The sequence below is a fragment of the Methylorubrum podarium genome (assembly GCF_022179745.1).
Classification (GTDB): Bacteria; Pseudomonadota; Alphaproteobacteria; order Rhizobiales; family Beijerinckiaceae; genus Methylobacterium; species Methylobacterium podarium.
This window is the reverse complement of the sequence record NZ_BPRD01000464.1, coordinates 1-13727: the sequence shown is the minus strand read 5'-3', so window position 1 is coordinate 13727 and position 13727 is coordinate 1. Positions and strand designations below refer to the sequence as shown.

Below are 13727 nucleotides of genomic sequence, written 5' to 3'. Positions count from 1 at the left end.
GAGGCGATCGGCATGCCGTTGACGGCGACGATCACGTCGCCCTTGCGGAAGCCCGCCCGGCCCGCGAGCGAGCCGTCCTCGACGGCGGTCACCGCCACGCCCTCGTCCGGCAGGTCCGCCTGCAGCTCCTCGCTCACCGCGGGCGAGGTGTTGACGAAGGTCGCGCCCGCGAACGGCGTGCGGGTGCGGACCTTGAGGCTGTCGCGGGGGCGCGTCTCCGGCGCGGGGCCGAGCTTGACCGGGATCGTCTGCCGCTTGCTGCCGCGCAGGATGCCGAGATCGGCCGTGCCGGAGATGCCCTTCAGGGCGTAGCGGTAGCCGAAGGCCTCCGGGTCATCGACGGTCTGGCCATCGACCGAGAGGATCACGTCGCCGCGCTTGAGGCCCGCCTCCTCGGCGGGGCTCTTGGCCTGCATGCTCGCGACCAGCACGCCGGTCGGCCGGTCGAGCCCGACGCTCTCGGCGATGTCGGGCGTCACCGTCTGCACCCGGGCGCCGAGCCAGGGCCGGCGCACGAGGCTGCCGCCGTTCTTGGCGGTCTCCACCACCGCGCGGACCATGCTGGCCGGGATGGCGAAGCCGATGCCGTGGCTGCCGCCGGACTGCGAGTAGATCGCGGTGTTGATGCCGACGAGATGCCCCTTGAGGTCCACCAGCGCGCCGCCGGAATTGCCCGGATTGATCGCCGCGTCGGTCTGGATGAAGAACTGGTAGTCCGACGAGCCGACCTGGGTGCGGGCGAGCGCCGAGACGATGCCCTGCGTCACCGTCTGCCCGACGCCGAAGGGGTTGCCGATCGCCATCACGAAATCGCCGACCTCGAGGTGGTCGGAATCGCCGATCGGCATCGGCGCGATGTCGGCGGGGCTCTTGATCTTGAGCACGGCGAGGTCGGTGCGGGGATCGCGCAGCACGAACTGCGCCTCGAACTCGCGCTTGTCGGCGAGCGCCACCTTCACCTCGTTCATGTTCTCGATGACGTGGTTGTTGGTGATGACGAGGCCCGAGGCATCGACGATCACGCCCGAGCCGAGGGAGCGCTGCGCCCGCTCGCCGGGCATGCCGCCGGGGCCGCGGCCCGGCCGGTCCTCGCCGAAGAAGCGCCGCATGAACTCCTCCATGGCGTTGGAGCGCGCCGAGCGCTTCTCGACATGCGAGGCGTAGACGTTGACGACCGAGGGTGCCGCCCGCTTCACCACGGGCGCGAAAGAGAGCTGGATCTCGCCCTTCGACAGGGGCACCGCCTTGTCCGACGACTTGTCCGAAGACTTGTCAGACGTGGCCTTCTCCGGCGCGGGCTTGGCGGGCGTGTTCGCCATCTGCGCGCCGACGGGCGCGGCGGCGAGGAGCAGCGCGGATACGAGGCAGGCCGGCAGAAGCGGCGAGGAGGGCATGCGGGGTCTCCCGGAGGTCGCTGGAGCGGTGCGGGCTATGTAGACCCTGCAACGTTGGCGGGCGAGGGGCCGGGGCGCCGGTCTCGCCCGCATCACCCGGCCGCTCGGCGGGCGCGGCCTTGTCGCTGCCGGACGAAAAAAAGGCAGCCGCCCGACAGGCGACCGCCCCGATTCCCTTAGGCTAGGGCCGCCGGTCTCAGTGCCAGCGGGCGCTGTCGTTCAGGCGGTTGGCACTACGCACGATCTCGCTGAAGCAGGTCAGCGAGGCGTCGGCCGCGCGCTGCATCTCCGACACCTGGAGCCGGATCGCCTCCGCCGGGGATTTGGCCCGGGCGAGCGCCTGGATGTGGGCGATGGCCGCCTCGCCCTCGCCGCGGGCGAAGGCGAACAGCTTCGCGTTGATCTCGGTGAGGGGCGCGAGCGTCGGCACGAAGGCGAAGCTCGCGCCGATGCGGACGGTCTGCGGCTTCGGCTGAGCGCCCTCGGCCGGCTCTGCCTCGGCGAGAGCCGGCAGCAGCGCGGTCTCGGCGAGCGTCTGCGCGAGCGTCTCGTTCGTCGTCTCGGCCGCCTCGACCGTCTCCCGCGCGACCGGCTCCGGAGCGGGCGCCTCCTCCGCCTCGGCGGCGACAGCTTCCACGGCGTCCAGGGCCGGATGCTCGGCCGGCCGGTCACCCTCGGCGGCCTGTGCCTCGGCCGGGGCGGATTCGGCGGATGATTCGAACGTCTCGGCGGCCTCTACGGCCGGGATGGCCGGCGCGTCGGCTTCGGGGGCCGGGCTCTTGTCGTCATGACCCTTGTCGTCATGGCCCGTTTCGGCCGGAGTCTCGGCCAGCAGCGCCTCGGCAACCTCGGCTTGCGGCGCGGTGACGGTCGGCGGCTTGGGGGTGGCGGGTGCTCCGGGCGGGCGTCCCTTGCGGCGGCTCGACGACATGGGCCTTCTCCTCGTTCGAAACCCTCGACCTCAGCGCGAATCCGGGGCGATCGCGGGACCGGCCGGCGCGCTGCGACGGAGCATAGCGTCGGAGCACGGGGTGTGCCGAGCCCGCAGGGCGCGGATTCGGACCCTCGTGCCCCGCGACGGGCCGGGGCGCCTGGGACGCCGCGGCCCGAAGCCGAGCCGGATTAGCGGGCGGCGCTCTGAGCGAGGGCACCGTACTCCTTGGCCTGGGCCTGGAGCGCGGCGAACTGGGTCTTGAAGAACTCGGACTGGATCTCGAAGGCCTCGCGCGGGTCCTTCGCGCGCACGACGCGCTGCGCGTAGTCGAAGGTGGTGTCGGCGTTGGTCTTCGCGTGGTCGAGGCTCTTGAGCACCGCCGCGTGCAGCGTCGACTGGACGGTCGAGGCCGAGTTCCGGAGCTGCTCGGAGGTCTTCACCGCACCGTTCAGGAACGTGCCGAAAGCGTTGCGGGCCTGATCGACGCTCTTGTCGGCGAAATCGCGGAACTCGGCGGGGATCTCGAAGCTCTGGGTGCTCATCTGTCTCTCCTGTCAGACGGACCGGGAGATTTCGGTTTCGGGGAGCCTCAGAGGCCTCCCCGCGGCGAACCGGCCCGCAGCTCATATGTTGCGGTGCAACATAAAAGTCAAGGACCGTTTCAGACGGCCGGCGTGAACTGATCGCACGAGTTCAGGAGCACGGTATGTTTCTGTGACAAATCAAAATTCCGCCTCTGATCCCGCCAGAAGAGGATCTGCGAGCGGCGGCGTGACCGGCATTATAATGATCAAAAATGCTCCTTGCCAAGGGTGGCACCGCGCGGATGGGCCGGCACGGAGTCGGCGGCGGCGCGGGTTATGCCGCACTGCCGCATAATGTATTCCCTTTCGAGCCGGCCGTAGAGCGCCAGCAGGGATCGGGCATGGGCGGCGAGCGTCAGCGGCGCCTGCCAGTACCGGTCGAAGGCGGTCCGGCCGAGACGGGCGGTCAGCGCGTCGTCCTTGAGGGCCCGGAACGCGGCGGCCAGCGCCGCGGCCTCGGGCTCCACGACGAAGCCGGTCTCGCCGTCCACGACCTTCTCTGCGGCACCGGAGCGCCGCGAGGCGACGGCGGGAATGCCCTGAGCCAGCGCCTCGTAGACGGTGAGCGGCCCAGTCTCGAGCCAGCGCGAGGGCGCGCAGACCGCCCGCGCCCGGTCGCGCAGGATCGCCGCGACCGCCTCCGGGCTGCGCCAGCCGAGCACCTCCGCGCCCTCCGCCCGCAGGCGCGCCTCCAGCGGTCCGGCCCCGATGAAGAGCGCGGGCAGCCCGGCCGAGCGCGCGGCCTCGGCGACGAGGTCCGCGCCCTTCTCCGGGGTGAGACGGCCGACGTAGACGACGGCATCACCGGTGGCCGGCTCCGCCGGCACCCCCTGCTCGACCCGCACGGGGTTGTCGATGCGGTGGTGCCGCACGCGCAGGGCGCCGAGCCGTCCCTCCATCCGCGCCCGGCTGCCGTCGCAGACATGGACGACGTCGAGCTCGGCCTGTCTCAGCGCCAGCCGCAGGGAGGCGGCGCGGCCGACCCGCACCAGCTTGTGCAGCCGGCTCTTCGGGTCGCAGGGCGCCGCGAGGCAGGCGCCGGAGAGCGGGGTGAGCGCGCAGGGCTCGGCCCGGTCGAAGCGGTAATCGACGCCGTTCGGGCAGGCGAGGGCGTAATCGTGCAGCGTCAGCACCACCGGAACGCCGCGGCCGAGCAGCACCGGCAGCACGGCGGGCGAGAGCGCGCGGGTCCACTGGTGCAGGTGGAGGCAGTCGGGCGCGCGCGGCAGGCCGTCGAGCGCCGCGGAGAGGCGCGCGGCGGCCTCGCCGTTCCAGATCCCCGACGCGGCGCCGCGCCACGCCGGCAGCGACCAGACGTCCGGCAGGCCGAGGTCGAGCCGGTCGATGCGCGGATGGTCGAGCAGGGGATCGACCGGCCCGCTGATCGCCTGGATGTAGGTGACCTCCGCGCCGGCCTCCGCCAGCGCGCGGGCGGATTCCACCGCGACCTTCTCGGCGCCTCCGCTGGCGGCGGCGAATTCGGCGAGGATCACCACGTGCATGGATGCGTCCCGCGCCGAGCTGGGCGCGTCGTCCCGAACGATGATCCGACTGTCGGACAAGGACGACGCTCCGAAGATCCGGCCGCAACGACGCGGCCAACATCCGCGCTCAAGGTTTACGGGCGATCAACTGCTTGCCGGTAAATGTGAGCGGACCGTCGAAAAGCTGACTGCCGGCCTCTGACAGCGACGACGCGCCGGGAAGAACCAGGAGCCGCCGTGCACGTCGTCCTCGTTCTCGACCATGCCCACATCAATGGCGGCCAGGCCAAGGTCGCGCTCGATTCGGCCGTGGGCCTGCGGCAGCGCGGGCACCGGGTCACGGTCTTCGCCGCGGTCGGCCCGGTCGATCCCCGGCTCGCCGCCTGCGGGGCGCGGGTGATCTGCCTCGGGCAGGACGACATCGCCTCCACCACCAACAAGCTCGCCTTCGCCGCCCAGGCGATCTGGAACGCCCGCGCCGCCGCCCGCCTCGAAGCGGAGCTGACGCTGTGCGATCCCCGCGACACGCTGGTCCACGTCCACGCCTTCGCCAAGGCGCTCTCGCCCTCGATCGGCCCGGCGATCCGTCGCTCGGGCCTGCCGTGCCTCTACACGATGCACGAGTTCTTCCTCGTCTGCCCCAATGGCGGCTTCTACGAGTATCCCGCCGACCGGATCTGTCACCGCACGCCGATGTCGGCGGCCTGCCTCACCACGAACTGCGATGCGCGCTCCTATCCGCGCAAGCTGCTGCGGGTGGTGCGCCATCTCGGCCTGGAGCACGTCGCCGGCCTGCCGGGCCTGTTCCGCCACGTGGTCACGATCAGCGCGCTCCAGGAGCGGGTGATCGCGCCGCTGCTGCCCCCGCGCACGGTGTTCCACCGGATCGACAACCCGATCTCCGTCGAGCGGCAGCCGCCGGAGCGGGACGGCGGCGGCGACTTCCTGTTCGTCGGCCGCATCTCGACGGAGAAGGGCGCGCCGATCTTCGCCGAGGCCGCCCGGCGGGCCGGCATCCGCCCGGTCTTCGTCGGCGACGGGCCGAGCGCGGCGGAGCTGAAGGTCCGCTACCCCGAGGCGGTGATGCTCGGCTGGAAGACCGGGCCGGAGGTGCAGGCGCTGATGCGGCGGGCCCGGGCGCTGATCTTCCCGAGCATCTGGTACGAGGGCCAGCCGCTCACCGTCTACGAGGCGCTCGCCTGCGGCTGCCCGGTCATCGTCTCCGACGCCTGCGCCGGGCGCGAGGCGGTGGAGGACGGCGAGAACGGGTTCTGGTTCCGCTCGGGCGATGCCGGCGCGCTCGCCGCCCACCTGACCCGGCTGTCGGACGACGGGCTCGCCGCCCGCATGGCCGAGCGCGCCTACGAGCGTTACTGGTCGGCGCCGCTCAGCGTGGACGTGCATCTCGACCGGCTGGAGCAGGTCTACGGCCTCGTGATGCGCGAGGCCCGCCCCGTTCCCCACCCCACCGAGCGGCCGGGCCTGCGCGGTGCCGCGCCCGCCGGGCCCTGACGCGTCGCCACGAACCAGGACGGCCGCGCCCGCGTTGGTCCGCATCGGAGCCGCATGACCAGAACCGCATGGCGGCGCATGGCGACAGACCCGCGAGGTGCCCCTTTGTCCGACAAGACGCAACCGACCGACGAGACCAAGCCCAAGGGCGTCCAGCAGGATGGCAAGGGCGACCGCTCGCTCGCCGAGAACCGGAAGGATGAGAAGGACGAGCGTCTCGACGAGGCGCTGGAGGAGACCTTTCCGTCGAGCGATCCGGTCTCGGTGAAGATCACGAAGTAGGGGCCGGGCGGGCGATCGGCCCGCCCATCCGGCTCACGCCGCGAGGTCCGGTTTGCGCCGGATCAGCGCACCGGCCTGCGCGGCGGGTGCCGGGCGGCCGAACAGGTAGCCCTGCACCTCCTCGCAGCCTTCTTCCCGCAGATGCGCGAACTGGGCCTCGGTCTCGACGCCCTCGGCCACGGTGACGATGCCGAGGCTCGCGCCGAGGCCGATCACTGCCCGCACGATCGCCGTCGAGTGCGCGTTCTCGCCAAGCTGGCTGACGAAGGAGCGGTCGATCTTGATCTTGTCGAAGGGAAACTTCTGCAGGTAGCTCAGCGAGCAGTAGCCCGTTCCGAAATCGTCCATCGCGATCCGCACGCCGAGATCCCGCAGGGCGTGCAGCGTCGCTACGTTGGCCTCGCTGGCGGCGAGCAGCACCGATTCGGTGACCTCCAGTTCGAGGCGGTGCGGCGCGAGCCCGGACAGGGCGAGCGCCTCGCGCACCGTCGCCACGAGGCCGGGATCGCGAAACTGGACCGGCGAGAGGTTCACCGCAACGCGAACCGGATCGACCCACAGGCTGGCCTCGGCGCAGGCCTGCCGCAGGACCCAGGCGCCAATCGGCACGATCAGACCCGATTCCTCGGCGAGCGGCACGAACTCGGCCGGTGAGATCGCCCCCTCGACGGGGTGGTGCCAGCGCAGCAGGGCTTCGAACCCCACGATCGCCCGCGAGCGGACGCCGACGACCGGTTGGAAGGCCAGGGCGAGATCGCCCCGGGCGAAGGCCTCGTGCAGGTCGGTCTCCCGCCGCCGCCGGGACCGGGCCCAGCTGTCCATCGCCGCCTCGAAGCCGTGGGCGACGCTGCCGCCATCGGCCTTCGCCCGGTAGAGGGCGAGGTCGGCGTTGCGCAGCAGCGTGTCGGAATCCGTTCCGTGCTCGGGCAGGCGCGCGATGCCGATGCTCACGCCGATCTGGCATTCCCGGCCGCCGAGCCGGACCGGGCGCGACAGCGCCTCGACGATCCGGTTGGCGATGGCCGCCACGGTCGCGGGATCGGGATCGCGCAGCAGCACCGCGAACTCGTCGCCGCCGAGCCGGGCGACCAGATCCTCCGCCCGCAGGCAGGCCGTGATCCGCTCCGCCACCGTCCGCAGCAGGGCATCGCCCGCGGGATGGCCGAGGGTGTCGTTGACGAGCTTGAACTTGTCGAGGTCGAGGCAGAGCAGGGCGGCGCCCGCGCCGGTGCGGGCCTGCTCGGCGATCGCCTCGGTGAGGCGCACCGCGAACAGCGTCCGGTTCGGCAGGCCCGTCAGCGCGTCGTGGTGGGCCATGTGGGTGATGCGAGCCTCGGCACGGCGCTGCTCGGTGACGTCGATGGCCGCGCCGAGGAGGGTCGGGCGCCCCTCGAAGGCGAGGCTGCGCTCGAACAGCGTCACCTCGATCCACGAGCCGTCGGCCCGGAGGTGACGGTGCAGGCGGCCGTCGCGGGCGAAGCCGCAGGCGCCGGCCTCCGACAGGTCCGGCAGGCTCCGGGCCAGGAAGGCCTCGCGGCTGTAGCCGTAATGGGCGATCGCCGCCTCGTTCACCGCGACGAAACGGGCGGTTTCCTGATCGACCAGCCACATCGGCAGCGGGTTGCTCTCAAACAGGAAGCGGAACGAGGCCTCGCGCGCCTTGATGTCGCCGACATCGGTCATGGCGACGGCGATGAGGTCGCCGATGGCCCGTGCCTCCACCTTGAGGTGGAGCACCGTCCCGTCGGTCCGCGGCGTGGCGAGTTCGAACACCGCCCGGTCGGCGCATCCCAGGACGCCCGACAGCCGCTGGGTCACGCCGAGCCGCACGGGAACGAGATCGCCGAGCCGCTGCCATTGCAGGCTCGGGACCGGCCGTCCGAAGATCTCGGCGGCGCCCTGGTTCAGGGCGACGATCTTGAAATCCGCGACCGCGCCGTCGGCATCGCGGATGGCGCCGAGGGCCATCAGCCCCTGGCCGGTGGCGCCGAACATCGCCTGCATCAGCTCGGTGCGCACGCCGTTGCGATCGACGTGGACGAGGAGGAGGGGGGATCCGCTGCCGTTGGCGAGGGGGACCCCGACGAGACTCCAGGTGGTGACGACGCCGTCGGTGATGCGGTCGCAGCGCGCGCCCGCCGGCTCGCCGGTGCGCAGGGCGGCGACACCGATCTCCTCGATCGGCCGGCGGATCTCGTCGGGGATCTCGGCGAGCGGCCTGTCGTGGATCTCGTCCTCGATCCAGTCGCGGAACCCCGGACCGCCCCACAGGATCCGCTCGGCCCGGCCGTCGCGGGTGGCGATCAGGGCGAAGCGGTCGGCCAGACGGCCGAGTCGGCCGAGGACGACGGCATCGTAGCTCGGCATCGCCCCCGGGCGGGTCCGGCAGCTGCGCCAGTGCTGGATCAGCGCGGCGGCGTGCGCGTCTGATGACGGGATGGACAAGCGAAGGCCGTGCTCCGAGGAGATCGGACCACGGCCTAAAACAGAGTCCGTTGAGGGAAAGTATATGAGCCGGCTATTCGCACCGGACGGAAGACGCATCCCACCCTCGACCAGCACAAGTCCGGTCGAGGTGGGGACAAGTCTTGGTCACTGCTCCAGCAGGCGCCGGGCGATGACCTGGGCCTGGATCTCGGCGGCGCCCTCGAAGATCGAGAGGATGCGCGCGTCGCACAGCACGCGGCTGATCGAGTATTCCAGCGCGAAGCCGTTGCCGCCGTGGATCTGCAGGGCGTTGTCGGCCGCCGCCCAGGCGACGCGGGCGCCGAGCAGCTTCGCCATGCCGGCCTCGAGGTCGCAGCGCTTGCCCTCGTCCTTCTCGCGAGCGGAGAAGTAGGTGAGCTGGCGGGCGATGTTGATCTCCACCGCCATCATCGCGAGCTTGTCGGCGACGCGCGGGAACTCGACCAGCGCCTTGCCGAACTGCACCCGCTCCTCGGCGTAGCGCAGGCCGATATCAAGGGCCGACTGGGCCACGCCGATGGCGCGGGCCGCGGTCTGGATGCGGGCCGATTCGAAGGTCTGCATCAGCTGGGCGAAGCCCTTGCCCTCGACCTCGCCCAGCAGGTTGGCGGCGGGCACGGAAAAGCCCTCGAAGGAGAGTTCGTACTCCTTCATGCCGCGGTAGCCGAGCACCTCGATCTCGCCGCCGGACAGGCCGTCGACGGGGAAGGGGTTCTCGTCCGAGCCGCGCGGCTTCTCGGCGATCAGCATGGAGAGGCCGCGATGGCCCTTCTCCTCCGGCTTGGTCCGCACGAGCACGGTCATGATGTCGGCGCGCACGGGGTGGGTGATCCAGGTCTTGTTGCCCGTGATCTTCCAGACGTCGCCCTCCTTCACCGCCTTGGTGCGGAGCGAGGCGAGGTCGGAGCCGGTGTTCGGCTCGGTGAAGACGGCGGTCGGCAGGATCTCGCCCGACGCGATACGCGGCAGGAAGCGGTTCTTCTGCTCCTCGGTGCCGCCGCACAGGATCAGCTCGGCGGCGATCTCCGAGCGGGTGCCGAGCGAGCCGACGCCGATATAGGCGCGGGACAGTTCCTCCGAGACCACGCACATCGCGGCCTTGGGCATGCCCATGCCGCCGTATTCCTCGGGGATGGTGAGGCCGAACACGCCGAGTTCGGCCATCTTCTCGATGATCGGCATCGGGATGTAGGCGTTCTCGAGGTGCCAACCTTGCGCCTGCTCCACCACCTCGGCCTTGCCGAAGCGGCGCATCTCGGAGCGGATCGCCTCCATGTCCTCGTCGAGGCCCGAGTGGCCGATCGTGGCCGCCCCCGAGGTCGTGGCCTCGCGGATCCTGGCCACCAGCGCGGCGCGGTTGGCCGGCGTGTTGCCCTCGGCGATCGCGGCGTCGATGGCCGGCGTGCGCAGGGACGCGAGTTCGGCGCTGGTGAAGCCGAGCGCGGTCGGGCGGACGATCTCGCCCTGGCTCATCGGGATGCCGCCGAACATCTGGTCGAGGTACTCGCCGACGCCGATCTTCACGAGCAGCGCCTCGGTCTCGCCGAAGGTCCCTTCGCCCTGCAGCCGCGCGGCGTAGTCGGCGAGTTCGCGCACCGCCTCGCCGTAGGTGGCGAGCCAGGACAGGCCGTGGGCGGCGTGCTGCTCGCGCTCCAGCGCCCCCGCGTCGAGCTTGCCCTCGGAGCCCGTCACCCGCGCCTTCACGCGGGCGGTCGCCTCGGCGACGAGGGCCTTGGCGCCCGCGGCGGCATCCTTGGCCAGGGCGACGAAATCGGTCGGGTCGTTGGCGGGCCGGACGGCGGGGGAAGCTGCCATGTGGGTCTCTCTTCCGAAGCGCTCCGAGCCGAAATGGGTGCCGGTTCGGCGTCACGGAGCGCGGTTACAAGGAAAGCGGTCTGATGGTTCCTTTATAGGCTGGATCGCCGGCACAATAGTGGTTTCTCATCGCCGCATCCCCCGTCTTTAGGCTGAATTCATCATACGATTCACCGAGTTGAACGGGTTTGAGGACCACTCGCCAGCCCGACGCCGCCGGCCGCGACCGCCATGCCCGCGATCTGGATCGGGGTCAGCGTCTCGCCGAACATGAGGTAGGCGATCACCGCCGAGACCGGCGGCACGAGGAAGAGCAGCGAGGCGACGCCGGCCACCGCGCCGCGCCGGATCAGCGCCAGCAGCAGGAGGATGCCGCCGACCGAGTTGACGAGGACCGACCACGCCATGCCGAGGCCGAGCGGCAGGCTCGGGTCCAGATGCGTCTCGCCGGCGACGAGGGCGAGCGGGACCGCGAAGGCGGTGCCGCCGACGAATTGCAGGCAGGCATTGGTGACGAGGTCGGCGCCGGCGCCTTTCCGCTTCTGCCACAGCGTGCCGGCGGTCATCGCCAGCATGGCGGCGAGCGAGACGGCCAGCGCGGCGGGCGGAATGCCGGCGGCATCGACGGCGCCGAGCTTCGGCCCGAGCACCAGTCCCGTCCCGACGAAGCCGAGCCCGATGCCGGCCCAGCGCCGCGGCCCGACCCGCTCGCCGAGCAGCGGCTGCGACACGGCCGCGGTCAGGAGCGGCTGCAGGCTGCCGACCAGGGCCGCGATGCCCGCGGGCAGGCCGCGATGCACCGACCAGAACACCCCGGCCACGTAGATGCCCTGCATCAGCACGCCCGCGACCATGCCGTCGCGCCAGCCGGCGCGGCTCCGCGGCCAGCGGGCGCGAAGGACGAAGGCGATGCCGGCCAGCACCACTGCCACGAGGGCCAGACGCAGAGCGACGAAGGCCAGCGGCTCGGCGTAGGGCGCGACGTAGCGCGCGGCGACGAAGCCGCTCGCCCAGATCAGCACGAAGGCGGCGGGGATCAGGCTGGAGGCAAGGCTCGACATGGCGCCCGGCAGGCAGCACGCGGGGGATCGGATGGCAATCGGGAAAACCGGAAGGCGGCCATGCTCCCGCGGCGGCCGAGATTGACGCGCACCGCCCGATGGCCCGTATGGAGCGGCCCGACCCGACTCAGCCAGAAGACGCCGGTCCAGCCCCTTGAGCCGCCTAAAAAAAATCCTCGACGTGACGGGGCTGGCCGCGCAGCGCTTCGTCGCCCATGACGGCTGGGCGATCGCGAGCCACATCGCGCTGTCGATGCTGACCTCGCTGTTCCCGTTCCTGATCCTGCTGGCGGCGCTCGCCGGCCTGATCGGCACCAAGTCGCTCGCGGACGAGGCCGGCACGCTGATCTTCGACGCGGTGCCGCGGGAGGTCGCCAAACCGATCGTCGGCGAGGTGCATCGCCTGCTCACCGAGCAGCGCGGCGGCGTGCTGACGATCGGCGCGCTGCTGGCGCTCTACTTCTCCTCCTCGGGGGTGGAATCCCTGCGGGTCGGGCTCAACCGCGCCTACGGCATCCGCGAGATGCGGCCGTGGTGGCTCACCCGGCTCGAATCGATCGGCTACGTCGTCTGCGGCGCCTTCTCGATGCTGGCCTTCGCGCTCCTCGTGGTCCTGGGGCCGCTGATCTGGCGCCAGCTCGTCTTCGTCGCGCCGGGGCTGGAGCCGCTGGGGCTCACCGTCGCCATCGGCCGCATCGGCGTCACCGCCTTCCTGATCGCCTTGGTGCTGGTGATCGCCCACAAATTCGTCGCCGCCGGGCGCCGTCCGGTCCTGTCGGTGCTGCCGGGCATCGCCGTGACCATGGGCCTGTGGTTCCTCGCCGGGCTCGGCTTCGGCTACTACCTCGACCGCTTCTCGAACGCCTACGCCTCGACCTATGGCGGCCTCGCCACCGCGATGATCTTCCTGGTGTTCCTCTACTGGCTCGCGGCGATGTTCCTGTTCGGCGGCGAGGTGAACGGCACGGTCATCGCGGCGCGGCGTCAGCGGCTTCAGGCGCGGATGCGGGCGCGTCAGGCGGAGGCTGCGGGGGTGACGGCAGCGAATCCGCTGCCGTGATCGGTTCCATGAGCTTGCGCTCGCGGGCGAGGTCCGCGAGCCGCTCGATCCGGATGTTGGGGGGCGGCACGTCGATCACGAAGCGCTCGGCCATCTCGCCGAGGACGAAATCGGGACGGACCGTTTCGAGGTAGTGCCAGTCGATCCCCGTCGACCACAGGAAATGCACCTCGCGGAAGGTGTCGGCGAAGAGCGCGGTCAGGGTCGCGACGGGGCTGTGGGCGGTGTGCTGCGCGTAGGAATCGCCGAAGATCACGAGGCGGCGCGGATCGGCTCCGGCGTCGTCGTTGCGGAACACCGCGTGGGTGCCGAGATGGGCGTCGCCCCCGCGCCCGAGCGCCTCCATCTCCAGGAGGAGCGCGTTGGCGTGGACGCGCCGGGCCGCGCTCGCCAGCGCGGTGCCCTCCGCGAGCTCCGTGCGGTGGGGCGCGAACTTGCGGCCGAGATCGCCCGAGAAGGGGAGGGGCGTCGGGTCGCGCCGGGTCTCGATGTCGTCGCGCGGGGGCACGCCCATCCGCGCCAGGATCGTGCGGTAGGCCAGGGCGCAGCCATGATGCGTCCAGTGGGTGTCGGTGCGCAGATAGAGCGGCGGCCCGTCCCGCTCCGCCCGGAACGCGCCCGCGAGATCGACCCAGGCGCGGGCGCCCGGCGAGGCGGTGAGCCAGCGCGCGAGTCTCAAGGACGGGGCGCGGCCGGGGTCGAAGGCGAGCCCCTCGGCCCGCTCGGGGTAGACGGTGAGCTTTTCCGGCGCGAGGGCGTGAAGATAGGTGGCGCCGAGCCGGGCGCAGCGCCGCACGCGCGTCGCGATGATCCGGCGCCAGCGCCACAGCGTCGCCCGCGCGACGCCCGGCCGGCCGTACTGCTCCAGCACCCGGTTGTTGCCGCGGATCAGGAAGAGCTCGCCGTCCCGGCCCTCGTAGACGTCGGCGGCCGGATCGGGGGCGGGGGTCATCGCGTGGTTTTAGCGGTGCGGCGGACCGCCCGCCAGAAAAACCCTCCCCCCGCTGGATCTCGGGCTTGCCCGAGATCCACAAGCATCGTCCCAAGTCGGGTCTGCCCGACTTGGGTGGGGGAGGGTGCCCGCGGAGCGGGCGGGAGAGGGGCCGGCAAAGGTCTTTCCGGAAGCGGCGCTCCC

At 71.6% G+C, this 13727-nt stretch carries 11 protein-coding genes; 3 read left to right on the top strand and 8 right to left on the bottom strand.

The genetic code is table 11. From position 1 onward, the window contains the following. From MFF42_RS20865 to MFF42_RS20850, 4 genes are all read right to left on the bottom strand, one after another. A partial coding sequence (locus tag MFF42_RS20865) for a DegQ family serine endoprotease (RefSeq protein WP_238257458.1) occupies positions 1–1394 on the bottom strand: 1394 nt, incomplete at its 3' end. Between the two features lie 196 nt (positions 1395–1590). Continuing rightward, entirely contained in the window at positions 1591–2325 is a 735-nt protein-coding gene (locus MFF42_RS20860) for a phasin family protein (protein WP_238257457.1), read from the bottom strand. A 191-nt stretch (positions 2326–2516) separates the two neighbouring features. Next, complete coding sequence (locus MFF42_RS20855; protein WP_238257456.1) at positions 2517–2870, bottom strand: phasin; 354 nt, start codon at positions 2868–2870, stop codon at positions 2517–2519. A gap of 248 nt (positions 2871–3118) precedes the next feature. Next, complete coding sequence (locus MFF42_RS20850; protein WP_238257455.1) at positions 3119–4414, bottom strand: glycosyltransferase; 1296 nt, start codon at positions 4412–4414, stop codon at positions 3119–3121. Between the two features lie 219 nt (positions 4415–4633). Here MFF42_RS20850 and MFF42_RS20845 point away from each other — a divergent pair, with 219 nt between their 5' ends. Together MFF42_RS20845 and MFF42_RS20840 are read left to right on the top strand one after the other, a co-directional pair. Next, positions 4634–5908, top strand: a complete 1275-nt coding sequence (locus MFF42_RS20845; protein WP_238257454.1) for a glycosyltransferase family 4 protein — start codon at positions 4634–4636, stop codon at positions 5906–5908. A gap of 105 nt (positions 5909–6013) precedes the next feature. Next, the gene (locus tag MFF42_RS20840; protein WP_238257453.1) at positions 6014–6190 is read left to right on the top strand and encodes a hypothetical protein; all 177 of its coding nucleotides are present in this window, start codon (positions 6014–6016) and stop codon (positions 6188–6190) included. 33 nt (positions 6191–6223) lie between these two features. Here the strand turns inward: MFF42_RS20840 and MFF42_RS20835 are convergent, their stop codons facing one another. The 3 genes from MFF42_RS20835 to MFF42_RS20825 form a co-directional block, all read right to left on the bottom strand. Further along, positions 6224–8635 (bottom strand): putative bifunctional diguanylate cyclase/phosphodiesterase, encoded by a 2412-nt coding sequence (locus tag MFF42_RS20835; RefSeq protein WP_238257452.1) that lies wholly within the window; start codon positions 8633–8635, stop codon positions 6224–6226. Positions 8636–8782: 147 nt separating this feature from the next. After that, the gene (locus tag MFF42_RS20830) at positions 8783–10471 is read right to left on the bottom strand and encodes an acyl-CoA dehydrogenase family protein (protein WP_238257451.1); all 1689 of its coding nucleotides are present in this window, start codon (positions 10469–10471) and stop codon (positions 8783–8785) included. Between the two features lie 170 nt (positions 10472–10641). After that, positions 10642–11532: a DMT family transporter gene (locus MFF42_RS20825; protein ID WP_238257450.1), complete on the bottom strand. Its 891-nt coding sequence runs from the start codon at positions 11530–11532 to the stop codon at positions 10642–10644. 154 nt (positions 11533–11686) lie between these two features. Here MFF42_RS20825 and MFF42_RS20820 point away from each other — a divergent pair, with 154 nt between their 5' ends. Next, complete coding sequence (locus MFF42_RS20820; protein ID WP_238257449.1) at positions 11687–12592, top strand: YihY/virulence factor BrkB family protein; 906 nt, start codon at positions 11687–11689, stop codon at positions 12590–12592. Here the strand turns inward: MFF42_RS20820 and MFF42_RS20815 are convergent. Next, a complete protein-coding gene (locus MFF42_RS20815; RefSeq protein ID WP_238257448.1) occupies positions 12501–13544 on the bottom strand; it encodes an alginate O-acetyltransferase AlgX-related protein in 1044 nt (347 codons plus the stop codon). The two genes, MFF42_RS20820 and MFF42_RS20815, sit on opposite strands and share 92 nt — an antisense overlap. Positions 13545–13727: the final 183 nt, after the last annotated feature.